Origin of the sequence: Streptomyces sp. NPDC048442 (genome assembly GCF_040651475.1) — a bacterium.
Taxonomy (GTDB): Bacteria; Actinomycetota; Actinomycetes; order Streptomycetales; family Streptomycetaceae; genus Streptomyces.
Window position 1 is genome coordinate 1 of the sequence record NZ_JBEZKB010000036.1, and the last position, 26822, is coordinate 26822.

Annotated in this window: 20 protein-coding genes; 10 read left to right on the forward strand and 10 right to left on the reverse strand. The window is 71.8% G+C overall.

Annotated elements, in window-relative coordinates; translation table 11 throughout:
* Positions 1-172 precede the first annotated feature (172 nt).
* On the reverse strand, positions 173-1717 hold the full coding sequence (locus AB0D18_RS35925; RefSeq protein WP_362428636.1) for a peptidoglycan DD-metalloendopeptidase family protein: 1545 nt from the start codon (positions 1715-1717) through the stop codon (positions 173-175).
* A 271-nt stretch (positions 1718-1988) separates the two neighbouring features.
* Positions 1989-2825, reverse strand: coding sequence for an alpha/beta fold hydrolase (locus AB0D18_RS35930; protein WP_362428639.1), 837 nt, complete (start codon positions 2823-2825; stop codon positions 1989-1991).
* 382 nt (positions 2826-3207) lie between these two features.
* Between AB0D18_RS35930 and AB0D18_RS35935 the strand changes: the two genes are divergently transcribed.
* A complete protein-coding gene (locus tag AB0D18_RS35935; protein ID WP_362428642.1) occupies positions 3208-3621 on the forward strand; it encodes a cobalamin B12-binding domain-containing protein in 414 nt (137 codons plus the stop codon).
* A 384-nt stretch (positions 3622-4005) separates the two neighbouring features.
* Here AB0D18_RS35935 and AB0D18_RS35940 read toward each other — a convergent pair whose 3' ends face one another.
* Both AB0D18_RS35940 and AB0D18_RS35945 read right to left on the reverse strand, forming a co-directional pair.
* The gene (locus tag AB0D18_RS35940; protein ID WP_362428645.1) at positions 4006-5628 is read right to left on the reverse strand and encodes a DUF5691 domain-containing protein; all 1623 of its coding nucleotides are present in this window, start codon (positions 5626-5628) and stop codon (positions 4006-4008) included.
* Positions 5629-5758: 130 nt separating this feature from the next.
* Positions 5759-7144: an SWIM zinc finger family protein gene (locus AB0D18_RS35945; RefSeq protein WP_362428648.1), complete on the reverse strand. Its 1386-nt coding sequence runs from the start codon at positions 7142-7144 to the stop codon at positions 5759-5761.
* A gap of 228 nt (positions 7145-7372) precedes the next feature.
* Between AB0D18_RS35945 and AB0D18_RS35950 the strand changes: the two genes are divergently transcribed.
* The 5 genes from AB0D18_RS35950 (at position 7373) to sucD (ending at position 14523) form a co-directional block, all read left to right on the forward strand.
* On the forward strand, positions 7373-8509 hold the full coding sequence (locus AB0D18_RS35950; protein ID WP_362428651.1) for an AAA family ATPase: 1137 nt from the start codon (positions 7373-7375) through the stop codon (positions 8507-8509).
* Positions 8506-11022 (forward strand): DUF5682 family protein, encoded by a 2517-nt coding sequence (locus tag AB0D18_RS35955; RefSeq protein WP_362428652.1) that lies wholly within the window; start codon positions 8506-8508, stop codon positions 11020-11022. Before AB0D18_RS35950 ends, AB0D18_RS35955 begins: the two co-directional genes overlap by 4 nt.
* On the forward strand, positions 11019-12200 hold the full coding sequence (locus tag AB0D18_RS35960; RefSeq protein ID WP_362428655.1) for a VWA domain-containing protein: 1182 nt from the start codon (positions 11019-11021) through the stop codon (positions 12198-12200). The genes AB0D18_RS35955 and AB0D18_RS35960 overlap by 4 nt, the downstream gene beginning before the upstream one ends.
* 235 nt (positions 12201-12435) lie before the next feature.
* A complete protein-coding gene (gene sucC, locus AB0D18_RS35965; RefSeq protein ID WP_362428658.1) occupies positions 12436-13617 on the forward strand; it encodes an ADP-forming succinate--CoA ligase subunit beta in 1182 nt (393 codons plus the stop codon).
* 21 nt (positions 13618-13638) lie between these two features.
* Entirely contained in the window at positions 13639-14523 is an 885-nt protein-coding gene (gene sucD, locus AB0D18_RS35970) for a succinate--CoA ligase subunit alpha (RefSeq protein ID WP_362428661.1), read from the forward strand.
* Between the two features lie 123 nt (positions 14524-14646).
* Here sucD and AB0D18_RS35975 read toward each other — a convergent pair whose 3' ends face one another.
* Positions 14647-16290 (reverse strand): sigma factor-like helix-turn-helix DNA-binding protein, encoded by a 1644-nt coding sequence (locus AB0D18_RS35975; RefSeq protein ID WP_362428664.1) that lies wholly within the window; start codon positions 16288-16290, stop codon positions 14647-14649.
* 299 nt (positions 16291-16589) lie between these two features.
* On the opposite strand from AB0D18_RS35975, the gene AB0D18_RS35980 reads away from it, so the two are divergent.
* Positions 16590-18161, forward strand: a complete 1572-nt coding sequence (locus AB0D18_RS35980; protein WP_362428866.1) for a DUF6350 family protein — start codon at positions 16590-16592, stop codon at positions 18159-18161.
* A gap of 196 nt (positions 18162-18357) precedes the next feature.
* Here AB0D18_RS35980 and AB0D18_RS35985 read toward each other — a convergent pair whose 3' ends face one another.
* Positions 18358-19302 carry a hypothetical protein gene (locus AB0D18_RS35985; RefSeq protein ID WP_362428667.1) on the reverse strand — a complete coding sequence of 315 codons (945 nt, stop codon included), beginning with the start codon at positions 19300-19302 and terminating at the stop codon, positions 18358-18360.
* Positions 19303-19669: 367 nt separating this feature from the next.
* Here AB0D18_RS35985 and purN point away from each other — a divergent pair, with 367 nt between their 5' ends.
* Both purN and purH read left to right on the forward strand, forming a co-directional pair.
* Complete coding sequence (gene purN, locus AB0D18_RS35990; RefSeq protein WP_362428869.1) at positions 19670-20263, forward strand: phosphoribosylglycinamide formyltransferase; 594 nt, start codon at positions 19670-19672, stop codon at positions 20261-20263.
* Positions 20260-21840 carry a bifunctional phosphoribosylaminoimidazolecarboxamide formyltransferase/IMP cyclohydrolase gene (purH, locus tag AB0D18_RS35995; protein ID WP_362428670.1) on the forward strand — a complete coding sequence of 527 codons (1581 nt, stop codon included), beginning with the start codon at positions 20260-20262 and terminating at the stop codon, positions 21838-21840. The genes purN and purH overlap by 4 nt, the downstream gene beginning before the upstream one ends.
* 88 nt (positions 21841-21928) lie before the next feature.
* On the opposite strand, the gene AB0D18_RS36000 is transcribed toward purH, so the two are convergent.
* The 4 genes from AB0D18_RS36000 to AB0D18_RS36015 all read right to left on the reverse strand — a co-directional run bounded on the left by AB0D18_RS36000 (position 21929) and on the right by AB0D18_RS36015 (position 25685).
* On the reverse strand, positions 21929-22354 hold the full coding sequence (locus AB0D18_RS36000; protein WP_362428673.1) for a hypothetical protein: 426 nt from the start codon (positions 22352-22354) through the stop codon (positions 21929-21931).
* A gap of 101 nt (positions 22355-22455) precedes the next feature.
* Positions 22456-24006, reverse strand: a complete 1551-nt coding sequence (locus tag AB0D18_RS36005; protein WP_362428676.1) for a protein kinase — start codon at positions 24004-24006, stop codon at positions 22456-22458.
* Positions 24003-24764 (reverse strand): FHA domain-containing protein, encoded by a 762-nt coding sequence (locus tag AB0D18_RS36010; protein ID WP_362428678.1) that lies wholly within the window; start codon positions 24762-24764, stop codon positions 24003-24005. Before AB0D18_RS36010 ends, AB0D18_RS36005 begins: the two co-directional genes overlap by 4 nt.
* A 144-nt stretch (positions 24765-24908) precedes the next feature.
* Positions 24909-25685 (reverse strand): RDD family protein, encoded by a 777-nt coding sequence (locus AB0D18_RS36015; protein WP_362428681.1) that lies wholly within the window; start codon positions 25683-25685, stop codon positions 24909-24911.
* Positions 25686-25951: 266 nt separating this feature from the next.
* Between AB0D18_RS36015 and AB0D18_RS36020 the strand changes: the two genes are divergently transcribed.
* Positions 25952-26818 (forward strand): bifunctional methylenetetrahydrofolate dehydrogenase/methenyltetrahydrofolate cyclohydrolase, encoded by an 867-nt coding sequence (locus tag AB0D18_RS36020; protein ID WP_362428684.1) that lies wholly within the window; start codon positions 25952-25954, stop codon positions 26816-26818.
* The last annotated feature ends 4 nt before the right edge of the window (positions 26819-26822 follow it).

Consider the following 26822-nt stretch of genomic DNA (forward strand, 5'->3'; position numbering starts at 1 on the left):
TGCCCTCCCCAAACAGCAACGTCGGCCTTCAAGACCACAACCAGGTCTCGAAGGCCGACGTCACGCACAGGGCCCACATTCGCCAACAGCATCCGGACATCCGGTGCGGGCCCTCTCCCGTACGAACTTGTACGAACTTGTACGAACGGCGACGGGGTAGCGGCGACGGGCTTTACGTCGGGTCGAGGCCGCGGCTGCGGTACCAGGCCAGCGGGTCGACGGCGGACTCGCCGCCCGGCCGTACCTCGAAGTGGAGGTGCGGCCCGGTCGAGTTCCCGGAGCTGCCGGAGTAGCCGATGACGTCGCCGGCCTTCACCGGTCCCGAGCGGATCTTGGTGGTGGAGAGGTGGCAGTACCAGGTCTCGACGCCGCTCGGCGAGACGACCTTCATCATGTTGCCGTACGCGCTGTTGAACTCGGCGCTGACCGTGCCGTCGGTCGCCGCCATCACGGGCGTACCCAGGCCGACGGGGAAGTCGATGCCGGTGTGCACGGCTGCCCAGTTGACACCGGCCTGGCCGTAGTACGCGCTGAGTCCGTGCTGGGCGACGGGCAGGGCGTACTTGGGGCGGGCCGCCTCCTTGCGCGCGGCCTCTTCGGCCTTGCGCTTCTTCTCGGCGTCCTGGCGTTCCTTGAGGTCGATACGTTCCTGCGTACGGCTGGCGCGGTCACCGAAGTCACGGGCGTCGGCGCTCAGTCCGGCGAGCTGGGTGTCGAGCTTGTTGTTCACGGCGACGGGCTTCACGGTCGCCGGGTCGGCGGCGGCCATGGTCGTCGGCTTCGGCTTCGCCTCGTCGGCACCGGCGATTCCGCCCACGGAGGCGGCGGCGATTCCTGCGACGCCCATGACGCAGGCGGAGGGTACGGCGACGGTGAGGAGTGCGGAGCGTTTGGCAGGGGGGCGGCGGCGGCCGCGGCTCGCGGGGACCCGGCGGGCGGCTCGGGGGCCGACCGCCGCGGGTTCCGGCTCGGGGCCGGGGCCGGAGTCACCCGCGTCGTGCGCGTGCGGGTGCACGTCGTCGGGGGAGACCACGGGGAACTCGGTGGTGTGGGAGTCGGTTTGCTGCGCGAAGCCGGCCGGTGCGGCGGCCGGTTCCGGCGACTCGGCTGCGGCGGAATTCCAGCTGGTGGCGTCGAAGGCCCCGGTCTCGAAAGCCCCGGTCTCGAAGGAGCTGGTTTCGAAGGAGGCGGTCTCGAAGGCCGCGGTGTCGAAGGAGCTGGCCTCGAAGGAGCCGGTCTCAAGGCTCGGGTCGTACGCCTGCCACTGGTGTCCCGACGACGAGTCGGCCGCGTAGGCGAACTGCGTCGCGTCGAACTGGCCGGTCTCGAAGGGGTCCTGATGCGCCTGGTGCACCTGGTCCGCCTGGTTCCAGGCGCTCGCGTCCCATTGTCCGGTGACCGTGGCGTCGCTGTCGTACGAAGCGGTGCTCCCGTACGAGCCGGTGTCGTACGAAGCGGGGCCGCCCTGGGCGGGGATCTCCGCGCTCTGCGGGTAGCCGCCGAGGTGGGACCAGGTGCCGGTGGAGTCGTAACCCTGCTGCGTGTGCGCGGTATAGGCGTCGTACGCCACGTGCTGCGACGAGCCGGTGTCCCACTGGGAAGTGTCGTACTGGCCGCTGGGGTTACCGGTACCGGGCAGTCCGCCGAAGAGCGGATCGGTGTCGAAGCTGTCGGTGGGGTACGTGTCGTACCCGGCGTGGGGTTGCTGGTCGTTCACCAACGTCTCTCTCGCCTCGGCAGCAGGATCTGGTTTCCGGGGGGTACGGGGGGCACCCCGAGGGAAAGCAGTGGCGCGACTGTACCCGGCGGTATGCGGCGGCGACAATCTCCGGCAGGTTTTGCGGATTCAGGAAACGGGCATTCGGCCGCCTTTTGGGGGACGGCGGGCATCGGCTTGGCGCTGCGTTCGGCAAATGTTCGAGGAATGCAAGGCCTTGATCACGTCACATTCACACCTTGAGCACCGCAGCTGCCGGATACTCCGCGTTTCACGCGACGGATACGCCCGGCGAGCCTGTGTCGGTCGCGTCCTGCGCCTGAAGCGCCTGCCGGATTCCGGCGGCGACGGCTGGGTGCACGGGCAGTGCGAGATGACCGATCCCGCTGACCTGCACGTTCTGGGCGATCAGATCGGGGTGGTGGATACGGGCTGTTTCCACCGGCAACATCAATTGATCAAGGTCGCTCCAGAAACTTACGAAACGGGTCCGGCAGCCGGGGGCGGGCAGAGCCAGTTCTTCGATCAAGGAAGAGCCGGGGCGCATCTGTCGTACGAGAGGGTGCGCGCTCATCGGCGGGGCTACACGCGTTCCCTCGTGCGGAGTTCCGAGTGTGACAAGTGTCCGTACGCGCGTGTCGCCGCCGAGTCGCTGCGTGTAATAGCGGGCGATCAGACCGCCGAGGCTGTGCCCGACGATGTCCACTTCGCTGTGCCCCGTCCTGGCGCAGATCTCCTCGACGTGGCGGCGGAGGAGTTCGGCGGCGGTGCGGATGTCGCAGGTGAGGGGTGAGTAGTTGAGCGAAGCGAGATGGCACCAGCCGTGCCGGGCGAGCGAACGGCGCAGCAGCACGAACACGGAACGGTTGTCGACGAATCCGTGCAGCAGTACGACTGGCGGGCGGGACCGGCCGGCGGTGGGAATCTCGGGCTCGACGGAACGCTCCGGCCGTATCCCCGAGGGATAGAGGAGCAAGTGCCCGAACAGGATGGCCACTTCGAGCACGGTGGATCGCAGCAGAGGGCTCAACGGTGCGGTGGTGGGTGGTGGGGGTGGGGGTGCTGAGGGCGGCAGGGGGGACTGGGGCAGCTGGGGTGAAAGTTCCATGGCGGCCGACCTCCCGAACGGCACGCGGGGGGACGGCCCTGTCCCCCGTATGCCCTCGTGGGGTGCCGTGGCGGAGGCCGGTGAAGAAGGGGAGTGGGCCGTACCACCGTGCCGCGCGGCTGACGGCGCGGTGGTACGGCGACCTCGTTGCGGCTCCCCGTGCGACCGCCCCGGCTGCGGCGGCAGTGTGTGGCTGCGGCGCCGGCTGATGCGGGTACGACGCACAGCGAACGTTTCCCAACGTGTGATTTCCCCCTCTCCGTCCACCGCGAAACGGCGGCGTGCGGGATGCTGTGGATAACGTTCGTTCACTTCCCTGTCCCTCCTGGGGCGGGGGACGTTGCGCCAACGGCGGCGCGGTGCGTACTGGGAGGCAGCAGCGATGGGTGTAACTGGACCGATCCGTGTGGTGGTGGCGAAGCCGGGTCTTGACGGACACGACCGCGGGGCCAAGGTCATCGCACGGGCGCTGCGGGACGCCGGTATGGAGGTCATCTACACGGGCCTGCACCAGACTCCCGAGCAGATCGTGGACACCGCGATCCAGGAGGACGCGGACGCGATCGGCATGTCGATCCTGTCCGGCGCCCACAACACGCTCTTCGTGAAGGTCATCGACCTGCTCCGGGAGCGCGACGCGGCGGACATCAAGGTCTTCGGCGGCGGGATCATTCCGGAGGACGACATCGCTCCGCTGAAGGCGAAGGGCGTTGCGGAGATCTTTACGCCGGGGGCGACGACGACGGCGATTGTGGAGTGGGTACGGGCAAATGTGAGGCAGCCGGCGGGGGCGTGAGCGGGGCGTCTTCAGCCCATCCGCAGATCTTCAGCCGGTCCGGCGTTTGAGGACGCGCGGCGCAGCCGTTCACCGGGCCGCACGGGGTGCGGTGGTGCAGCGGGTGCGGTCGCGAGGGGGGCGTGCTCCGCGTGGGTGCCGCCCCCTTGCCCACCCGTCCCGCCCCCGGGGGGCGGCCCCGCTGCCCAAGGGGGCTAGGGGGCTAGGGGGCGGAGGGGGCCTCGCTGCCCAAGGGGGCTTGGGGTGAGGGGCGGGCTTTTAGGGGCGCGGGGAACTGCGCGACCAGCCGCGACGCGCCCGCACGACGACCACCGGCCCGCCCCCGCGCGACGACCACCGGCCCGCTCCCGCCCAAGAGGGCTGGAGGCGGGGGTGTCTGTGCGGCTACCCCTCCCCGTTCAGTTCTCGTGCCATCGCTGCCCGAAGCCTCAACGTCCCCACCAGACGTTGGAATGCTTCCGACCAATAGCCCCCGGCCCCCGGTGACGCTCCTTCCGCCTCGTCCGGTGTGGTGGTGAGGATTTCCAGGCGGTCTGCCTCGCCCGGGTCGAGGCAGCGTTCCGCCAGCCCCATCACTCCGCTGAAGCTCCACGGATAGCTTCCCGCGTCCCGTGCGATGTCGAGCGCGTCGACGACCGCCCGGCCCAGTGGCCCCGACCACGGCACCACGCACACCCCCAGTACCTGGAACGCTTCCGAAAGCCCGTGCGCCGAGATGAACTCGGCCACCCAGTCCGCCCGTTCCCCGTCCGGCAGGGTGGCCAGCAGCTTTGCCCGTTCGGCGAGCGAGGCCGTGCCCGTGCCCGCCTCGGGTGGCACCGACGGTGCCCCCAGCAGGGCCCGTGCCCAGTCCGAGTCGCCCTGCCGTATCGCCGCCCGGCACCAGGCCGCGTGCAGTTCCTCGCCCCACCCGTCGGCGACGGGCAGCCGTACGATCTCCCGTGCCGTACGTCCCCCGAGCCGCGCCGACCAGGCCCCGAGTGGTGCGGACTCGACCAACTGGCCGAACCACCAGGACCGTTCGCCCCGCCCGGCCGGGGGTTTCGCGACCACTCCGTCCCGCTGCATCGCCGCGTCGCACTCGTGTGGCGCCTCCACCGCGATGCCGCCGCCATCGCCCGTACGGTCCAGGCCGACGCACGACGTGGCCCGGCCCGCCATCCGCGCACCGAACGCGGTGGCGGGCAGCGCGGAGAGCAGCTCCGCGGCGACGGCCCTGACGTTGCGGCTGCGGTCCGACAGCGCCTGCTCCAGGAACTCCTCGTCCTTCCCGCTCAGCCCGATGCGCAGCGAGTCCAGGAACATCAGCCGGTCCTCGGCACGCTCCGTTGCCCAGCCGGTGGTGAGCAGGGCGAGCGCCGCGGCCGGGTCCGCTGCCCGTACGGCACCGAGCAGTCCCACCCGCTCGGCGAACAGCCCCTCCTCCCACAGCGTCCGCACGGCCTCGGCGTCCTGTACGTCAGGGAGTGCGGCCCCGCCCGCGGTGCCGCGCAGGGCGTACTTCCACTCCGGGTTCAGCCGAGCCAGCCACAGTCCGCGCGACCCCGCGAACTCCAGGGTCTGGGGCCGCAGATCCGTACGGGCGCGGGCCGCGTCGAGCAGGGCGGGCAAGAGGGCGGCGGGTGCCTGGAAGCGGTGCCGGTTGGCGGTGGCGAGCCACTGGGGGAGCAGTTCGGTCAGGTCGGGGGCGCTGCCTCGGCGTCCGCCGGACTGGGCGGGGGCGGCCCGGTCGGCGAGGAGCAGGGCGAGCCGGTGGCGGGCGGGGGCGGGGAGCGGCGGGCGGGAGTCCTCCGGGGCGGGTGGAGGGAGCTCGCCCGCTGCGGCGGGGGTCAGGCCCGCGCGGCGGCGGAGGGTGTGGAGGGCGGCGGTATCGAGGAGGGCGGCGGGGGGATCCTGCGCGGGGGACCCGGGGCCGGGGCCGGGGTCGAGGTGGGGGTCGGGAGGTGTCGGACGGCGGTCGGTGCCCAGGAGGGCGGAGGTGACGAGGTCTTCCCAGGTGGTGGTCATCGGGTCCCTCCGGGTGGGGTGGGGTGGTGGGTGCGGGTGCACGCAGCGTCAGTGCCCGCGTGGCGGGAGACGAGGAATCGGTGCCCACGTGGCGGCAAACGTGGCGGCAAATGTTCTGCCACACGTGGGGTCAGGTGAGAGGGATGGGCGTGGGGGAAGTGGGCGACCAGGCGGTCAGAGGGTGGAAGCCCTGGTGGCCGCATTCGCCGAAGACGGACACCGGGGCGCCGCCGGAGAGGGCCGCGAGTTTCCAGAGAGCGGGTCTGCCCAGCGCCTTCCGGGCGACAGGGAGAGCCAACTTGCCGTTCTCGTCGGCAAGTTGCCACCCGTCGGCGGACGGTGCCGGTATCGCTGCCGTGAGAGTTACCGGCCAGGAGTCCAGCCACGGGTCGTCGCGCAGCGCCCGGGAGTATGCCTCCAGTGCCTCGGTCGCGGTGCCCCCCGGTGGCGGGGCGGTGATCAGCTCCGGGGTCCCGAACTGCTCGCCCAGCGTGGCCCGCAGCTGACCCGACCCGCCGTGCGGCAGCAGTTCGGCGTCGATGGCGAGGCCCACCGGGAGCGTGATCTCCGGGGCCCGGCCGGCGGCGCCGAAGGACAGCACCAGCGCGGTGCGGCCCGACCCCTGCCCGTACAGCCAGATGCGGCGGGTGGTGACCGGGCCGGCGGCCTGGTCGTACTGCGCGAGTACCAGCCAGCGGTCGCGGACCGCCGGGCCGTCCGGGGAGGACGGCAGTCCCACCCTCGTGCGTACCGTCGTCGCCAGCTCGGCGGGCAGCCGGTCCCGTCCCAGCCACGCCCCGTCGAGCAGGTGCAGCAGCGCACACTCCTCCAGGAGTCGCACCGGCCAGCCGGGCCCGGACGACGGTATCGAACCCAACTCCCGCACCCGCGCGGCAAGTCCGGGCGCCTGTGCGTCGACCATGCGGGCCGCGGTCTCCTCCCAGAGGCCGTAGCCCGAACGCTCGGCGGCGGCCAGGCCGCCGCGCAGCAGGTCCGCCAGGCGCTGCTCCAGCTCCGAGGCGCCCGCACCGATCCGGGCCGCCCGGCGCTCGGCCCGCCGACGGGCCGCCTCCGGGTCGGCGGCCTTCGCGGCAGATGTGCCCTCAGCCGTCCCCTTTCCCCCTTCTCCCGCTTCCGCGGCTCCGGTGGCTCCCGCTGCCCGCTCCCTGCGGCCCCGGATCCACTCCGCGGCCCAGTCCGCGGGCTCCGCGTCCCGCACCACCACCGGGTCCTGTGCCGCCCAGAGCAACAGCAGCCCCAGTGCGTGCTTGCAGGGGAACTTCCGGCTTGGGCAACTGCACTTGGAGGCCGCTTTGGACCCCGCCAGATCGACGACCGTCTGATACGGCCTGCTGCCGCTCCCCCTGCACAGTCCCCACAGCGCACCCGCGCCGTCGCACCCCGCGCCCGACCACGGCCCGGCGGTGCCGAGCCTGCTTCCCGCTTTGCGTGAGGCGGCGTCAGGAGCCAGTGCCAGCACCTGATCCGCCGTCCAGTGCACCCCCAGCTGATTCATGTCTCCGACCGTAGAGGCCACCACTGACAATCGCCCTGACCAGCGAATCAGCTGAGTTCGCCGCCTGGTCGGGCAGCGCCGTGACTCCCGTGGAGCGGTGGCCGGACGAAGTGCCCCCACAGGCCCTTCAATTGGGGGTCAATTGGGTCCTGACCTGCGACGACGCTTGATTGTCAGTGGCATGGTGCACGGTGGAGACCACATCCGGGAAATCTGGAGGGGGATTCCATGACCACGCCTGCAATCGACCTGGCCACCACGTCCGAGACCGGCCCGGCGGACGCTTCCGAGGTCCTGCGACCGCATGCCGAGGACGCGTTCGCGCAGGAGCTGAAGGCGCTCGCCGCAGCCGACGACCGGCCGCGGCCCGCCCGCTGGCGGCTCTCGCCGTGGGCCGTGGCGACGTATCTGCTCGGCGGCGCCCTGCCCGACGGCACGGTGATCACCCCGAAGTACGTGGGCCCGCGCCGCATCGTCGAAGTCGCCGTCACGACACTCGCCACGGACCGTGCCCTGCTGCTGCTCGGAGTTCCAGGCACCGCCAAGACCTGGGTCTCCGAGCACCTGGCCGCCGCCGTCAGCGGCGACTCCACCCTGCTCGTCCAGGGCACCGCGGGCACGCCCGAGGAAGCCATCCGGTACGGCTGGAACTACGCCCAGTTGCTCGCCCACGGCCCCAGCCGGGACGCCCTGGTGCCCAGCCCCGTCATGCGAGCCATGACCGACGGCATGACCGCCCGGGTCGAGGAGCTGACCCGCATACCGGCCGACGTGCAGGACTCCCTGATCACGATCCTGTCGGAAAAGACCCTGCCCATCCCTGAGCTGGGCCAGGAGTGCCAGGCCGTCTCCGGCTTCAACCTGATCGCCACCGCCAACGACCGCGACCGCGGTGTCAACGACCTCTCCAGCGCGCTCCGCCGCCGGTTCAACACGGTCGTACTGCCCCTGCCCGCGACCGCGGAGGACGAGGTCGACATCGTGTCGCGGCGCGTCGACCAGATGGGCCGCTCCCTCGACCTGCCGGGCGGCGCCGACGCCATCGACGAGATCCGCCGCGTCGTCACCGTCTTCCGCGAGCTGCGCTCCGGAGTCACCGCCGACGGCCGTACGAAACTCAAGTCCCCGTCCGGCACGCTGTCCACGGCCGAGGCGATCTCCGTCGTCACCAACGGCCTCGCCCTGGCCGCCCACTTCGGCGACGGCGTGCTCCGCCCCGGCGACGTCGCCGCCGGCATCCTCGGCGCGGTCGTCCGCGACCCGGCGGCGGACCGGGTGATCTGGCAGGAGTACCTGGAGACGGTCGTCCGCGAGCGGGACGGCTGGAAGGACTTCTACCGAGCCTGCCGCGAGGTGACCGCATGACGACCGCCGCGGCTGTCGCAGCCGCCACCGTCCCGGAAGGGTCCCCTCCGGGTACCACGGTCAACACCACGGTCCCGCAAGGTCCTTGGCTGCTGGGGGTCCGCCACCACGGCCCCGGCTCGGCCCGTGCGGTGCGGGACGCGCTCGACGCCGCACGCCCCCGCGTCGTACTGGTAGAGGGGCCGCCGGAGGGCGACGCGCTGCTGCCGCTCGCCGCCGACCCGCAGATGACCCCGCCGGTCGCCCTCCTCGCGCATGTGGTGGACGACCCGGGCCGGGCGTCGTTCTGGCCGCTGGCCGAGTTCTCGCCGGAGTGGGTCGCGATCCGCTGGGCACTGGCGCACGACGTCCCGGTCCGCTTCATCGACCTGCCCGCGGCCCACTCACTGGCGGTACGAGAGGGGGACGAGGAGCGCGAGGGGGAGGTCGCCACGGAGCAGGAGGGCTCCGCAGCGGAGGACTTGGCAACGGAGGACATGGCAACCGAGGGCATGGCAACGGAGGACATGGCGGCGGAGGGCATGGCGGCAGAGGACACCGGAGCCGCCGCGCTGGCGGTGGATCCGCTCGCTGTGCTCGCCGAGGCCGCCGGGTACGACGACCCGGAGCGTTGGTGGGAGGACGTCGTCGAGCACCGGGGGGCGGGCGGCGGCGACCCGTTCGCGCCGTTCGAGGCGCTCGCCGAGGTCATGGGGGCACTGCGGCAGGAGTACGGAGACGGAGGGCACCGCCGTGACCTGGTGCGCGAGGCGTACATGCGCATTCAACTCCGTGCCGCGAGGAAGGAGTTCGGCGAGTCGGTCGCCGTCGTCTGCGGCGCCTGGCACGTGCCCGCGCTCGGCGGGAAGCCGCCCACCCTCACCGCCGACCGGGCTCTCCTCAAGGGCCTGCCCAAGGTCAAGGCCGAGCTGACCTGGGTGCCCTGGACCCACCGGCGGCTCGCCCGGCGCAGTGGGTACGGGGCGGGCATCGACTCGCCCGGCTGGTACGGGCACCTCTTCGGAGCGGCGGACCGGCCGGTCGTGCGCTGGATGACCAAGGTCGCAGGGCTGCTGCGCGAAGAGGACCGCCTCGTCTCCTCCGCCCACGTCATCGAGGCCGTCCGGCTCGCCGAGACCCTCGCCGTGATGCGCGGCCGGCCCCTTGCAGGGCTCACCGAGACGACCGACGCGATCAGGGCCGTGATGTGCGACGGCTCCGACGTGCCGCTCTCGCTGGTGCACGACAGGCTGATCGTCGGCGACGTCCTCGGCGAGGTTCCGGACTCCGCCCCCGCCGTGCCGCTGCAACGCGACCTCACCCGGCAACAGCGCACGCTCCGGCTCAAACCGGAAGCCGCAGAGCGGGAGTTGGACCTCGACCTCCGCAAGGACACCGACGCCGCCCGCAGCCGCCTCCTGCACCGGCTGCACCTCCTCGGCATCGGCTGGGGCGAAACGGCCGATTCCCGTGGCAGCACCGGCACCTTCCGCGAGGGCTGGCGGCTGCGCTGGGAACCCGAGCTGTCGGTGCGGGTCGCCGAGGCAGGGGTCTGGGGCACCACAGTCCTGGCCGCCGCCACCGCGAAAGCGGAATCGCAGGCAGGCTCCGCGACCGCCCTCGCCGACATCACCGCCCTCGCCGAGCAGTGCCTGCTCGCCGAACTGCCCGGCGCGCTCCCGGTGGTGATGCGCGCCCTCGCCGACCGCGCCGCCCTGGACAGCGACGTCGGCCACCTCGCCCAGGCCCTCCCCGCGCTCGCCCGCACCCTCCGGTACGGCGATGTGCGCGGCACCGGCACCGCCGCCCTCGCCGAAGTCGCGGCAGGCCTCGCCGAACGGATCTGCGTCGGCCTGCCCCCCGCCTGTACGGGGCTCGACGCGGACGGGGCCGCCGAAATGCGCGGCCACGTCGACGCCGTGCACACCGCGATCGGCCTCCTCGAACCGGCAGGCGGCGAAGGCAATCCGCGTGACCTGCGCGGCCGTTGGGCCAAGGTGCTGCGCAGACTCGCCGACCGGGACACGGTCGGCGGCGTCGTCCGGGGTCGCGCCGTCCGCCTGCTCCTCGACGACGGACGGCTCGACGAGGACGACGCGGCCCGCCTCATGGGCCTCGCGCTCTCACCCGGCACTCCGCCCGCCGACGCGGCGGCCTGGATCGAGGGCTTCGTCGGCGGGGCATCCGGCTCGGGCATGCTCCTGATCCACGACGACCGCCTCCTCGGCCTCGTCGACACCTGGCTCACCGGGGTGTCACCGGACGCCTTCACGGACGTACTGCCGCTGCTGCGGCGCACGTTCGCGGCGTACGAACCGGGGGTCCGCCGCACCCTCGGCGAGCTGGTCAGGCGCGGGCCCGCCCCACCGGGCGGCGGACCGGCTGCCGGGGCGGGCGAGGAAGCGGGGCCGCCGGGATTCGGCCCCGTACTCGACCAGGCGCGCGCCGACGCCGTACTGCCGGTGCTGCACCTGTTGCTCGGTATCGAGGACCCGCACCACCAGGACGACCAGACGGGGGCGACCACGGGATGACCACGACCACAGGAAGCACCGGCCCGGCCGCCGCCGAACGGCTCCGGCGCTGGCGGATGGTCCTCGGCGGGGACTCCGCCGACGGCACCGGCTGCTCGCTCACCGGCCAGGACGCCGCGATGGACGGCGCCCTCGCCGCGCTCTACGGCACCGACGGCGGACCCTCCCGTACGGGACGGACCGGCGACCGGTCCGCCGGACTCGGCGCCTCCGCCCCGTCCGTGGCCCGCTGGCTCGGCGACGTCAGGACGTACTTCCCCAGCTCCGTCGTCCAGGTCATGCAGCGCGACGCCATCGAACGGCTCGGCCTGTCCGCACTGCTCCTGGAGCCGGAGATGCTGGAGGCCGTCGAGGCCGACGTCCACCTGGTCGGCACCCTTCTCTCGCTCAACAAGGCGATGCCCGAGACGACCAAGGAGACCGCGCGGGCCGTCGTGCGCAAGGTCGTCGAGGACCTGGAGAAGCGCCTCGCGACCCGTACCCGGGCCACCCTCACCGGCGCCCTGGACCGCAGCGCCCGCATCAACCGGCCCCGGCACCGCGACATCGACTGGGACCGCACGATTCGCGCCAACCTGAAGAACTACCTGCCCGAACAGGGGACGATCGTGCCGGAGCGGCTGATCGGTTACGGCCGGGCCTCCCAGTCGGTCAAGAAGGAGGTCGTCCTCTGCATCGACCAGTCGGGATCGATGGCCGCCTCCGTCGTCTACGCGTCCGTCTTCGGCGCGGTGCTCGCGTCCATGCGTGCGATCGACACCCGGCTCGTCGTCTTCGACACCGCCGTCGTCGACCTCACCGACCAGCTGGACGACCCGGTCGACGTGCTCTTCGGCACCCAGCTCGGCGGCGGCACCGACATCAACCGGGCGCTCGCCCACTGCCAGTCCCGGATCACCCGGCCGGCCGAAACCGCCGTCGTGCTGATCAGCGACCTGTACGAGGGGGGCATCCGCAACGAGATGCTGAAGCGGGTCGCCGCGATGAAGGCGTCCGGCGTTCAGTTCGTCACGCTGCTCGCGCTTTCCGACGAAGGCGCCCCGGCCTACGACCGCGAGCACGCCGCAGCCCTCGCGGCGCTCGGAGCACCCGCCTTCGCCTGCACCCCGGACCTGTTTCCCGAGGTCATGGCGGCTGCGATCGAGAAAAGGCCGATACCCGTGCCGGACACTGCGTGACACCGGTGAGGGCTCCGAGTGGCACTCTGTGACAGGTATCACCGCTCAGGTGTGACCTGCGATTTAGGGACCAACGTCCCTCGGGGATAACCTGCGAGACGGACATGCCGCGTACTGGACACCGTGTACGCCTCCCTTGTGACAGCGCCGTCACGTTGCCTTCGCGGCACGCCCATCGCATTGAACGTAACGCGATCACCAGAACCCGCGATCATCAGAAAAGGGACGGACGCGCGTGGACCTGTTCGAGTACCAGGCGAGGGACCTCTTCGCCAAGCACGGTGTACCGGTGCTGGCCGGTGAAGTCATTGACACGCCTGAGGCGGCGCGCAAGGCCACTGAGAGCATGGGCGGCAAGTCCGTCGTCAAGGCTCAGGTGAAGGTCGGCGGCCGTGGCAAGGCCGGCGGCGTGAAGCTCGCGGCGACCCCGGACGAGGCCGTCGCTCGCGCGACGGACATCCTCGGCATGGACATCAAGGGCCACACGGTCCACAAGGTGATGATCGCCGAGCTGTCCCCGGAGATCGAGGCGGAGTACTACGTCTCGTACCTCCTCGACCGCACCAACCGCACCTTCCTGGCCATGGCCTCGGTGCAGGGCGGCATGGACATCGAGGAGGTCGCGGAGAAGACCCCCGAGGCTCTCGCGAAGGTCCCGGTCAACGCCGTCGACGGCGTGGACATCGTCAAGGCCCGCGAGATCGTGGCCCAGGCGAAGTTCCCGGCCGACGTGGCCGAGGGTGTCGCCGAGGCCATGGTGACCCTGTGGGACACCTTCGTCGCCGAGGACGCCCTCCTCGTCGAGGTCAACCCGCTGGTGAAGACCAAGGACGGCCGGATCCTGGCCCTCGACGGCAAGGTCTCGCTCGACGAGAACGCCGACTTCCGCCAGCCCGACCACGAGGCTCTTGAGGACAAGGCAGCGGCCAACCCGCTCGAAGCCGCTGCCAAGGCCAAGAACCTCAACTACGTCAAGCTGGACGGCGAGGTCGGCATCATCGGCAACGGCGCCGGCCTGGTCATGTCGACCCTGGACGTCGTCGCGTACGCCGGTGAGAACCACGGCAACGTGAAGCCCGCCAACTTCCTCGACATCGGTGGCGGCGCCTCCGCCGAGGTCATGGCGAACGGCCTGGAGATCATCCTCGGCGACCCGGACGTCAAGTCCGTGTTCGTCAACGTCTTCGGTGGCATCACCGCCTGTGACGAGGTCGCCAACGGCATCGTCCAGGCCCTGGAGCTGCTCAAGTCGAAGGGCGAGGAAGTCACCAAGCCCCTCGTTGTCCGTCTCGACGGCAACAACGCGGAGCTGGGTCGCAAGATCCTCTCCGACGCCAACCACCCGCTCGTGCAGCGCGTGGACACCATGGACGGCGCGGCCGACAAGGCCGCCGAGCTCGCCGCAGCTGCGAAGTAAGGAAGAGGGACTCCAAACACCATGGCTATCTTCCTCACCAAGGACAGCAAGGTCATCGTCCAGGGCATGACCGGTGCCACGGGCATGAAGCACACCAAGCTCATGCTCGGTGACGGCACCAACATCGTCGGCGGCGTGAACCCGCGCAAGGCCGGCACGACCGTCGACTTCGACGGCACCGAGGTCCCGGTCTTCGGCTCCGTCAAGGAGGCCATGGAGAAGACGGGCGCGGACGTGTCCGTCCTCTTCGTGCCGCCGGCCTTCTCCAAGGCCGCCGTCATCGAGGCGATCGACGCCGAGATCCCCCTCGCCGTCGTCATCACCGAGGGCATCGCGGTGCACGACTCCGCCGCCTTCTGGGCGTACGCGGGTGCCAAGGGCAACAAGACCCGCATCATCGGCCCGAACTGCCCCGGTCTCATCACCCCGGGCCAGTCCAACGCCGGCATCATCCCGGGCGACATCACGAAGCCGGGCCGCATCGGTCTGGTCTCGAAGTCCGGCACGCTGACGTACCAGATGATGTACGAGCTCCGTGACCTCGGCTTCTCGTCCGCCGTCGGCATCGGTGGCGACCCGGTCATCGGTACGACGCACATCGACGCGCTCGCCGCGTTCGAGGCCGACCCCGACACCGACCTGATCGTCATGATCGGTGAGATCGGCGGCGACGCCGAGGAGCGTGCGGCCGACTACATCGCGAAGAACGTGACCAAGCCGGTCGTCGGCTACGTCGCGGGCTTCACCGCCCCCGAGGGCAAGACGATGGGTCACGCCGGCGCGATCGTCTCCGGTTCGTCGGGCACCGCCCAGGCGAAGAAGGAGGCCCTTGAGGCCGCCGGTGTCAAGGTCGGCAAGACGCCGACCGAGACGGCGAAGCTGGCGCGCGCGATCCTCGCGGGCTGATTCGCAGGATCTGTACGGTTTTCTGTACGCGGAAGGCCCGCACCCCCTCGGGGGTGCGGGCCTTCCGCGTTGTCCGGGCCGGGGCCGGGCCGGACCAGGGCCGGGTCCGGGGGCGCAGCGCACTCAGCGGTACTGCGGAACCAGGCGTTCCGGGCCGTTCGCCGGCTCGGCGCGGAGCTTGGCGCGCAGTTGCATGTCGTACTCGCTGAGGCGTTGCGGACCGCTGCGCGCCGGAACTCCGCCGACCGGTTCGCCCGGCGGGTGCGGCGCCTCGTACTGCCTCGGGGCCGTCGACAGCGTGAACATCGTCGCGCCGATGATCAGCGTGGTGAACGCGATGGCCGCCCGCGTCCAGAACCGGGCCTTGCGCTCGCATTTCGTACGTACGGCTTCGCCCGGCGGCAGGCCGTCGGCGGGCTGCGTCAGAGCGAGGGCGCTGAGACGTTCCTGCAGAAGGGCGGACTGGTCGGCGTGGGTACGGGCCTCGGCCAGTTCCGGGAGCCTTCGCGCGACGACGGTACGGGCGTGCTCCAGACGGTTCGCGGTGGCCGGGGTGCTGGCCTCGGTCTCGGCGGCGGTCTCGGGGAGGTCCAGGCCGAGGCCGTCGTAGAGGAGGAGGGTGCGGCGGTACGGGGGCGGGAGTTCGAGGAGGGCGTCGAGGAGGGGGTCGGCGGCGGTGTTGCCGCGCGCCCTGCCGCCCTTCCTGCCGCCTGTCCCGCTGCCGGTCCCGCTGCCCGTCCCGCTGCCTGTCCCGCTGACCTTCCTGCCGGTCGGCCCGCCGGTCGGACGGTCGATGTGCCGGTGGCCGCGGCGCAGGCGGTGCCAGGGGGACATCGCGTACTCGTATGCCGCGGCGCGCACCCAGCCCGCGGGGTCGCGGTCGGTCGCGACCTCGGGCCAGCGTTGCCAGGCGAGGTGGAAGGCCCGCTCGACCGACTCGTGCGAGAGGCGGTTCCGCCCGGTGAGGAGGTAGGCCTGGCGGAGGAGGGAGGGGGCGGTGTGGGCGTAGAGGCTGTCGAAGGCCTGGGAGGGGGTGGGGAAGGCTGCGGCCGCTTCCGTGGCGACTTCCGGGGTGAGGGCTTCCGGGGCAGCGGGGGCAGCGGGGGCGGCAGGGGCGTTCCGGGCGGGGGGGCGGGTGGAGGCGTGGGCGGAAGCACGGGTGCGGGCGCGGGGGCGTGCGGCCTTTTCCTCCGGCCGGGTCTTTTGGGCCGTGGGTTTTGCGACCCCGGCGCGTGAGAGGGCTGTGCTCCCGGGCCTCCGGCTCTCGGATGCCGGGCGGGCCGGTGAAGAGGCGCGGGCCGCACCGGCAGGGCTGACCGGAGCTGCCGGAGCTGCCGGAGCTGCCGGAGCTGCCGGAGCCGCCCGAGCCGCCGGAGTAGCCGGAGCCGCCGGGGTCGATGAATCCGCCGGGCCCTGCGCTGTGGGTGGGGTCGCCCGAGCAGCAGATTCCGTGAGGGTGGCCGGTGCGAGCTCGGTGGCTGGTTTGCGGACCGGGTCGGCTGTGCCCTTGGCGGTCAGTTCTTCGTCGATGCCGGCGAGCAGGCGTGTGTACACCTCGCGTTTGCGGCCCCGCGGGCTGGTGCGGCCCGTCTCCCAGGAGCGGACCGTCTCGCGGGTCACGCCCACGATCGCGGCCACCTGCGCCTGTGACAGTGCCTTCGCCTCGCGCAGCCTGCGGCGTTCCTTCGGGGAAGGCAGGGCTGCGGCGGCGGGGGCGGCTGCGGAGGCGGAGAGGGGAGGGGGAGTGGTGGGTGTGCCGCGGGTCATGGGAGCACCTCCGTGATCCCCGCGATTCCCGTGACTCCTGCGATCCCCGCGGTCCCCGTCGTACTGCACCGGGCGAAAAAGTACATAAACGTATATTGGGCGACACGTCGGCTGTTCGCGCGTTACGCGAAGATGGCGCGTGTCGTGGGCAGCATGGCCGCGTGAACCCGAATCCAGTGACCGAGCACGAGCACGAGCACCAGCACGAGTCCGCGCACCAGCACGAGTCCGCGCAGGCCGGCTCGGCCGGAGATTCCCGCGCCGGGCGGAATCGGCCTTCCGCCTGGGCCGTCTGTCTGGTGCGCGGGGTGCTGGCCGCCGGACTGGGCCTCGGGGCGTTCGCCGTGCTGGTGATGGTGCTGTGGATCAGTTCGCCCTACCCGGACTCGGGGGCCGGCGCGGCGCTGCACGTCGCCGCCGGGCTGTGGCTGCTCGCCCACGGTGCGGATCTCGTACGCCACGACACCCTGAGCGGGGTGGCCGCGCCCGTCGGGCTGACCCCGATGCTGTTCGCCGTACTGCCCGTCTGGCTCGCGCACCGGGCGGCGCGCGACGCGCTGGAGGACGACGACGGCGGTGAGGATGACGGTGAAGGCAGCGGCGAGGGCGGCGGCGGGGACGGTGCGGCGCCGCGGAACGTGCCGTCCGGGTGGGCGGCCTTCGGCGGAGTGACCGTCGGGTACCTGGCGGTGGGGTGCGCCGTGACGCTGTACGCGGCGGGCGGTCCGCTGCCCGCCGCGCCGGGCAGCGTCGCGGTGTGGCTGCCGCTCGTCGTGTCCTTCGCCGCCGTTCTCGGGGTGTGGACCGCGTACGGGCGCCCGCACGGTCCGCTGCCCGGGTGGGTCCCGGAGGGCGTGCGCCGCGAGTTCGTACGCCCCCGGCTCGGGACGGCCCTGCGTGCGGCGGCTGCCGGAACGACTGTGCTGGTGGGGGGCGGTGCGTTGGTCGTCGGGGCCTCGCTGACCTGGCACGCGGACCTGGCGCAGGAGTCGTTCCTGCAGCTCGCGGTGGAGTGGTCGGGCCGGTTCGCGGTGCTGCTGCTGGCGTTGGCGCTGGTGCCCAACGCGGCCGTGTGGGCTGCCTCGTACGGGATCGGGACGGGCTTCGGACTGGGTACGGGCGCGGTGGTGACCCCGCTCGGGGGTGCCGGGGCGGCGGCGCTGCCGCACTTCCCGCTGCTGGCCGCGCTGCCGGGTCCGGGGCGGGGCACGGCGCTCAACTGGGCCGTCGCGGGCGTTCCGTTGGCCGCCGGGCTGGCGGTCGCGTGGTTCACCGTACGGGTGGCTGCGCCTGCGTATGCCGTACGGGAAGAAGCGTGGGGGCGGCGCAGGACGGCGGGCACGGCGGCGCTGGCGGCGGTGGGGTGCGGGGCGGCGACGGCCGTACTGGCGGCGCTGTCGGGCGGGCCGCTCGGAACGGAACGGCTGGCGGAGTTCGGGCCGGTGTGGTGGAAGGCGGGGCTGGGGGCGCTGGTGTGGGTGGCGGGGGTGGGGGTGCCGGGGGCGTTGGTGTTGCGGGGGTGGAGGGTGCGGGAGGGGTGGGGTTGGGTGTGGAGGTGGGGGAGGGGGCGGGGTGGGGGGCCGGAGCCTTTGTTGGCTTCGGGGGTGGCTGGGCCTGTGCTGGAGCCTGAGCCTGTGCTGGCTCCCGTGCCCGTGTCCGTGCCTGAGCTTCCGGTGGCTCCCGTGTCCGCGCCTGAGCCTCCGCTGGCTTCCGCGACTGCTCCTGCGCCTGCCCCTGTGCCTGAGTCTCCGTCGGCTTCTGTGTCCGGGCCGGGGGTGGCTCTTCCGCCTTTTGCTCCGCCCGTGCCGGTGGCGCCGCCGGTGGTGGGGGTGGAGTTGGAGCGGGGGGCAGAGGGGGGCGGTGGGGGGTGAAGGTGCGGGTGGGTGGGCCGCTTCGCGAATTCGGCCCCTCCCCACCCCTTCACCTGAACCGCTCGCCGCGGGGCGGAAAAGCAGCACGGTTCGCGCCGGTGGGGGCGGGTGTCCCGGGCTGCGCCCGGTGCACGGCTGCGCCGCGCGTCCTCAAACGCCGGACGGGCTGAAGTGGCCAGAGAGGCTGGTGCCCCCGCTACTCCTTCACTCCGAACACCGGGATCAAGGACTTCGGGAGTTCCTCGTTGCAGGACACCTGGGCGGACTTTGTCAGGGCGTCCGCGACGCAGGTGTAGTAGTCGCGGTAGACGAGTTGCACCGTGAACGTCGTCGCCACGATCGCCAGTGCCAGTACCGCCGTCACCAGTCCGCTCACCGCGGCCGTCGTCTGCGGGCGGGTGCTCGCCGGTGGGGTGGCGGGGGTGGCCGGTGCGCCCGTCAGGGCAGCCGTGGCGTCCGGCTTCGGCTGCTTGTTGCGCAGCGAGCTGAGGCCCCAGTAGATGGCCAGTGCGCCCAGCAGCAGCGAGATCTCCCGCTGGGTGAACAGGGCGAAGAAGAACGCCCACATGCCCGCCAGCAGCGCATACCGTGCGCGGCGCTGTGATGGGTCCGTCGGGTCCCAGCGCAGGTTGGTTCCGGGGCCGCCCTCGGTACCGTCCGGCCCGTTCTGGCCGCGTCCGGTGCCGCCGGTTCCGCCCGTTCCACCGGGGCCGCCGAAGCCGCCGCTGCCCTGGCTCGGGGGCTGGCGGTTGCTCCACCGGCTGCCCCAACCGGAGCCGCCGGACGTGGAGCTGCCGGGGGCGGAGTCGTCGGATCCGGATCCGGAGCCGTCCGAGGCGGGCGGGGTGTCGCCGGTCGGCCTGCGCGGCTGCCAGGGCTGGTCCGGGCGGCCTTCGGGCGGCGGTGCGAACGGGTTGTCGTCACCACCTGAGCCCGTACCCGTACCCGTACCCGTACCCGTACCCGTACCCGAGTCCGTGCCCGTACCCGAGCCCGTTCCCGGCCCCGTCCCTGATGCTTCCGTTTCGCCGCCACCCTTGCGTTCCCGCAGCAGCAGCACTGGCGCCCCCTCGGCCGGAAGCGGCAGCAGCAGTGGGAGTGAGCTGCGGCGGAGAGCCGCGCGGCGGCGTCGGTCCGTCATCTGGTGAACGTCTTCCCCTCGGACCCTCCGGCGGAAGGTCGTATGTCGTGTGGCATTCCGCACCTGTGGCCGACCTGTTGCCGGCCCTGATGTCAGCCCCGTACGGAGCTGGGGCGGAGTCCTGCCCTGACGCTACCTCCCGCCCGTGCACCCGTCCCGTGGGGGCGGCCCGGTGTGCCGGTATCGTTGCCAGCGGTCGATGCCTTCGTAGGGTTCCCCGTACAGCGGGGTGCGATTCGTTCGTACGACCACACAAACCGCACGACCCGCGAGAAAGAGACCCGCCGTGGCCTCCCCGCCCCCCTCCGTACCCTCAGAGCCCTCCGTACCCCTTCTTCCGCCTGCCGCCGGGCGTCCCGCCCGTCTCGTGGTCCTGGTCTCCGGTTCTGGTACGAACCTCCAAGCCCTGCTCGACGCCCTCGCGGCGGACCACCAGTACGGCGCGGAGATCGTCGCCGTCGGTGCCGACCGCACCGGCATCGCCGGGCTCGAACGGGCCGAGCGGGCCGAGATCCCCACCTTCGTGTGCCGGGTGAAGGACTACGGGACGAGGGAGGAATGGGACGCGGCGCTGGCCGCCGCCACCGCTGCCCACGAGCCCGATCTCGTCGTCTCCGCGGGGTTCATGAAGATCGTGGGGAAGGAATTCCTCGCCCGGTTCGGCGGGCGGTGCGTCAATACGCACCCCGCCCTGCTGCCCAGTTTTCCCGGTGCGCACGGTGTCCGTGACGCCCTCGCGTACGGCGCGAAGGTCACCGGGTGCACGGTCCACTTCGTCGACGACGGCGTCGACACCGGCCCGATCATCGCCCAGGGCGTGGTCGAGGTCCGCGATGAGGACGACGAAGCCGCTCTCCATGAGCGGATCAAGGAAGTCGAGCGCACGCTGCTCGTCGAGGTCGTGGGGCGTCTGGCCCGGCACGGCTACCGCATAGAGGGACGAAAGGTACTAATTCCGTGAGCACGGTGCTGAAGCCCATCCGTCGCGCGCTGGTCAGCGTCTACGACAAGACCGGGCTCGAAGAGTTCGCCCAGGGGCTGCACGAGGCCGGCGTCGAGCTGGTGTCGACCGGCTCCACCGCCGCGAAGATCGCCGCCGCCGGGGTGCCGGTCACCAAGGTCGAGGAGCTCACCGGGTTCCCCGAGTGCCTGGACGGCCGGGTCAAGACCCTGCACCCGCGCGTGCACGCCGGCATCCTCGCCGACCTGCGCCTGGAGGACCACCGCAACCAGCTCGCGGAGCTCGGCATCGAGCCCTTCGACCTTGTGGTCGTCAACCTCTACCCCTTCACGCAGACCGTCGCGTCCGGTGCGACGCCCGACGAGTGCGTGGAGCAGATCGACATCGGCGGCCCGTCGATGGTCCGCGCCGCCGCCAAGAACCACCCGTCCGTGGCAGTCGTCACCAGCCCGGCCCGGTACGCCGATGTCCTCGCCGCGGTGAAGGACGGCGGCTTTGACCTCACCGCCCGCAAGCGGCTCGCCGGCGAGGCCTTCCAGCACACCGCCGCGTACGACGTGGCCGTGGCCGGCTGGTTCGCCGACGCCCGCGGCGGAGCCGCTGATGAACACGGTGCCGCTGCCGACGACTCGGGCCTCCCCGGCTTCATCGGGCAGACCTACGCCCGTAAGAACGTCCTCCGGTACGGCGAGAACCCGCACCAGGGCGCCGCGCTGTACGTCAACGGCAAGGGCGGCCTCGCCGAGGCCGAACAGCTGCACGGCAAGGAGATGAGTTACAACAACTTCACCGACACCGACGCCGCCCGCCGCGCCGCCTACGACCACGCCGAGCCCTGCGTCGCGATCATCAAGCACGCCAACCCGTGCGGCATCGCCATCGGTGACGACGTCGCCGAGGCCCACCGCAAGGCGCACGCCTGCGACCCGCTGTCCGCGTTCGGCGGCGTGATCGCCGTCAACCGCCCGGTCAGCGTCGCCATGGCCGAGCAGGTCGCGGAGATCTTCACCGAGGTCATCGTCGCCCCGGCGTACGAGGAAGGGGCCGTCGAGGTCCTGGCCCGCAAGAAGAACATCCGCGTACTGCGCTGCGACGGCGCCCCGTCCGACAAGGTCGAGGTCAAGCCGATCGACGGCGGCGCACTCCTCCAGGTCACCGACCGCCTCCAGGCGGACGGCGACGACCCGGCCAACTGGACGCTCGCGACCGGCGAGGCGCTCAGCGAGGCCGAGCTGGCCGAGCTCTCCTTCGCCTGGAAGGCCTCCCGGGCCGTCAAGTCCAACGCGATCCTGCTCGCCAAGGGCGGCGCGTCCGTCGGCGTCGGCATGGGCCAGGTCAACCGGGTCGACTCCGCGAAGCTCGCCGTCGAGCGGGCGGGCGAGGAGCGGGCACGCGGTGCGTACGCCGCGTCCGACGCCTTCTTCCCGTTCCCCGACGGGCTGGAGATCCTGCTCGACGCGGGCATCAGGGCCGTGGTCCAGCCCGGCGGTTCGGTGCGGGACGAGCTGGTCGTCGAGGCGGCGAAGAAGGCGGGCGTGACCATGTACTTCACCGGTACGCGCCACTTCTTCCACTGAGCACTGAGCACTGAGCAGCAGACGTACGTGACGGAAGCCGTGCACTCCCCCGAGGAGCACGGCTTCCGTCACGTACGGTCAGTGGGAATCAGCAGCGCGGCAGCCCCGGGATCGGCTCGTAGTTGCCGCCCTTGCTGAACGCGGTGGCGCTCACCCACACGCCCTTGTTGCCCTTGTCGTCGTCGGTCTTGGCCCACCAGGTGTTCTTGTTGCCGTGATCGTCGTGGTGGTCCTGGCCCTGGGCCTGGCAGTAGAAGTAGTTGTTGCCGGCCCAGAGGAGACCCTTCCTCGGGGTGTTCACGTTCCGGCCTTCGTAGCTGTACGCGTTGCGCCAGGTGTGGAAGTAGTACTTCCCCTGGATCTTGACCTGCGAGGCGGCCGGAGCGGCCTGGGAAGCCGTCGGAGCGGCCGGAACGGCCAAGGTGCCGGCCTGGGCGATGCCGGGTGCCACCAGTACCGCGGCCCCCGCGACCGTGGCACCGACAGCGGCGATCATCGAACGGGTCCTGCGCATGAAGTCCCCCTGTGAGGTACGAGGCTGATGCGTCGTGCCGCCGCTCCGGCGGCACACCAGAACCATCCCCCGCAGCCCTCCGCCCCGGTACCTCAGAAGTCTCAGGGTGTCTTGTCACCCGCCACCGCGTACTCCTTGAGGTAGTGCGCGACCTTGTCCGCATGGGGGCGGAGCTTCGCCGGCGCTCCGCCCCACTCGTTGACCCGGGAGGCGGACGAGCGGTGTGCGAGGGCCCCCGCGACCTGCGGCGAGACATTGAGGTTCGGCCACAGGGCCGGGGCCATCGCGCACAGATAGCGGCCCAGGGCGGGAATCGACTGGTCGGGCGGGAACGGCGGCCGGGGGTTGCCCGTGGCCGGACGCTGGTCGCTGGGCAGCCAGTAGCGGATCACCCGGGGGCTCCAACGGGCCATCCCGTACTCGTCGTTCGGGGGATCGGAGAGGTCGGGGTCGAAGTCGCTCTCTACCTTGAGGATCGCCGCGATCTGCGCCGGCGTGACGTCCTTCTCCGCACACTGGTGCGCCGAGTCGACGATCAGCTTCCGGTACGCCACCGGGATGCCCTTGTCGGTGGCCAGCTCCGCCGCCCCGTACTCCGCCGCCGGCACCGTCCCGTCGTCGCGCAGCGCCATGAACCCCAGCGACGCCCCCGTCAGCACCGCCACGAGTCCGGCCGCCCACGCCGTCCGCACGGCGCGCCGCGAGCGGGGGCGCAGCCGGGGGAGCCGGGGCGACGGCGCGGAGTCGGTCACCGCCTCGATGCGGCGCAGCAGCGCGGCGGCGGTGTGCGCGGACCGCTCCTCGTGCGTACGGGCCAGGCAGTCGGTGACGATCGGGCGCCAGGCGTCCGGGAGTCCGGGGTCGAGGTGCAGTTCCGCCTCCCCGCGCGCATAGGCCAGCAGGGCCTCCGAGCGGGCGGCGGGCCCGCCCCCGCTGCTGCCTCCGCCGGGCAGCGGGGGCTTTCCCGTCAGTACGAGATGGGCGAGCACGCCGAACGCCCAGACGTCCGTGGTCGGCCTGACCTGCCGCCCGTTGTCGCTGATCTCCGACCACAGCAGCTCCGGCGGCGTGTAGTCGGGCGTCGCGAAGGCCGGTGCGTACGCATGCGTGCCGTCCATCTCGGCGGCCAGGTTGAAGTCGCCGAGCCGGACCGTGCCGTCCGCCATCAGCAGTACGTTGCCCGGCTTGAGGTCGCCGTGCACCCAGCCCGCGTGGTGCAGCTGGTGTATCCCCTCGCAGACCTGGGCGAGGAGTACGGGCCCGGCGGCGGGCACGGGCTCCCGGGCGAGCAGCGCGTCCAGCGAACCCTCGGCCCGTTCCAGTACGAGGACGGTCGCGCCGTCCAGCTCGGGCCGCTCCGGGTCGTCCACGGTCAGCGCCTCGTACATCCGGATCAGCCGCGGCCGGGACAGCTTGCGGTGCATCGCCAGCTCGCGCTGCGAGAGTTCGCGCAGGTGGTTCAGCTGGCGCGGGGTGCGGGTGCCGGTGGGCAGGAACTTGAGCGCCGCTTCGGCCGGGAGCGACGCGGCGGCCCCGGACGCCTTGACCGCCGCGTACACACTGCCGAACGCGCCCGCGGCGAGCGGCTCGCGCACCTGCCAGGACCCGATGCGGTAGCCGGCCGGGACGGACACGGCGAAGGGTGCGGTCATCGCACGTTCAACTCGCTCTCCAGCAGTGCCAGTTCGGATTCCCGTACGAGATCGAAGCGCAGCGCGAGCGAGACCAGGGACTCCTTCTTGCCGTTCAGCCGCGGCCCGCACTCCGCCGACTCCGGGGGCTGCTTGAGGCGCAGCTTCACCGCGAGGTAGTCGATGTTCCACTGCACGGCGGTGCGCGACGCGGCGGGCCAGTGCGGCCGCAGCCGCTCCGCCACCTGGTCGACGGTCGGCAGCGCCGCGTGCGGCTCGCCGCGCAGCCGGGGCTCGCACAGTGCGACCAGTACGGCGAAGTACCGCTTCGTACGGTCGAGGGCGAAGGCGGGCGCGGTGAGCGCGCCTTCGAGGGACGGGTCCCCCGATACGTAGTCGTGCCTGGGCGCCCACACCTCGAAGCCGAGCAGCTCCCCGGCGGCGGGCAGCACCACCCGCGAGAACTCGAACGGGACGGGTGCGTCCAGCCTGCCGGGCACGACCTTGATGTGCTCCCCCGCACCCTCCGGGTTCTCGACGACGTACGTCTGCCGGGAGCTGAGGTTGCTGAGCGTCCAGAACGCACCGCTGGCCCGGATCTCCCCGGCCCTGCGGGAGATCCCGTCGTGGCTGAGCGTGAGGTGGGGCGGACCGGTGCCGGTGTCCGGTGGCGGTTCCGGTGGCGGGGTACGGCCGAAGCGCAGGCTCTCGCCCGGCGCGAGCCGGAATTGTTCCTCGGGACCCGCACATTGCGCGGGAACCACGATGATGCTGTACATGTTGCACACCCTTCCCAGGTGAACCCCCCGCCAGGTTAGGGAGGGGACGGGCCCTGAGAAAGGCGGAAGGCCGCCAATTCCCCGGAACGAGTGGGGAATTGGCGGCCTTCACCAGGCACGCAGGCGGTTACGCCTTCAGCGTGCTTACTTCTTGATGACGATCGTGCCGCCCGCGCGGTCGTGCCAGCCCTGGAGCTTGCCCGAGTTGTCGAAGAACGGGGAGAGGTAGACCAGGAGCGTGCCGAGGCCGCAGAACAGCGAGCCGACCATCGGGATGATCCAGCGGATGAAGCCCGCACCCAGGCCGGGAGCCTGACCGGTGCCCTCCTTGACGACCTTGACGCCGAGGACCATCTTGCCGAGCGTGGCACCCCAGATGGAGACCATCAGCCACTCGTAGAGCAGGGCGATGAGGGCGAAGAGGGCGATGGCGCCGAAGAAGGCGGCGACGATGCCGACGCTGGCGTTGGCGGCATCGGTCATGCAGGCGTCGTAGCTCGGCGTCCCGTAGTTCGTGCCGCAGTCCTTGATGGACTCCGAGGCACCGACCAGGCCCGCGAGGCCGATCGCCGAGAAGATGAAGTACAGGATGCCGTACGCCACGGCGTCGAGCGCACGCGCGCCCAGCCGGCGGCCCATCGTGGCGAGTTCGACGGTGCCGAGCCCCGCGACGTTGATGTAACCGTTGTTGGCCTGGAGGGTGCCACCCGGGCCCGGGGGCATCTGGCCGGCGGGCTGCTGGGGGTAGCCGTAGCCCTGCTGCGGCGGAACGCCCTGCGGGGCCTGCTGCGGGTAGCCGTAACCGGGCTGGCCCTGCGGCGGCTGCTGGGGGTAGCCGTAACCGGGCTGACCGCCCTGCGGGGGCTGCTGCGGCTGGCCCTGGGGCTGGCCGTACGGGTTGTTGGGGTCGCCGAAGCTCACGAGCGATTCCTCCGTTGGTGGTGCTGGGGACGATGCGGTCCGAGCGGAGGAAGTTACGTGAAATCGAGCGGTGTGCCCCCCTGTGCCGCCGCGGAACTGCGCGCCACATCGTCGTATTACCGTCCGCTCCTTGTCCAGCCGGAGGCCCCAGGTGTTGTGCAAGTGCAACGTTTGGTTCAAGCCGGTGACAAACCGGCGGGCGCCCGGGTGGGACCCGGGCGGGGCCTAATTGGAACCTCACCCCCGTCATCCGCGAGGATGGGTGCATGACCGCCCAGATTCTCGACGGCAAGGCCACCGCAGCCGCGATCAAGTCCGAACTCACCGGCCGCGTGGCGGCCCTGAAGAGCCGCGGGATCACTCCCGGGCTCGGCACCCTGCTGGTCGGCGACGACCCCGGCAGCAAGTGGTACGTCGCGGGCAAGCACCGCGACTGCGCCCAGGTCGGCATCGCCTCCCTCCAGCGCGAACTGCCCGACACCGCCTCCCAGGAGGAGATCGAGGCAGTCGTACGGGAACTCAACGAGGACCCCGCCTGCACCGGTTACATCGTCCAGCTCCCGCTCCCCAAGGGCATCGACACCAACCGCGTCCTGGAGCTGATGGACCCGGCCAAGGACGCCGACGGCCTGCACCCGATGAGCCTCGGCCGCCTCGTCATCGGCGAGCCGGGACCGCTGCCCTGCACCCCGTACGGCATCGTCCAGCTGCTGCGCCACCACGGCGTCGAGATCGCCGGCGCCCATGTGGTCGTCGTCGGACGGGGCATCACCATCGGCCGCCCGATGCCGCTGGTGCTCACCCGCAAGTCCGAGAACGCGACGGTCACCCAGTGCCACACCGGCACCCGTGACCTCTCCTCGCACCTGCGCCAGGCCGACATCATCGTGGCCGCCGCCGGTGTCGCGCACCTGATCAAGCCCGAGGACGTCAAGGAGGGCGCGGCCGTCCTGGACGTCGGCGTCAGCCGCGACGAGAACGGCAAGATCGTCGGCGACGTGCACCCCGGTGTCGCCGAGATCGCGGGCTGGGTCGCCCCCAACCCGGGCGGTGTCGGCCCGATGACCCGTGCCCAGCTCCTGGTCAACGTCGTTGAGGCCGCCGAGCGCGCAGCCGGCATCGACGCGGGCTGACCGG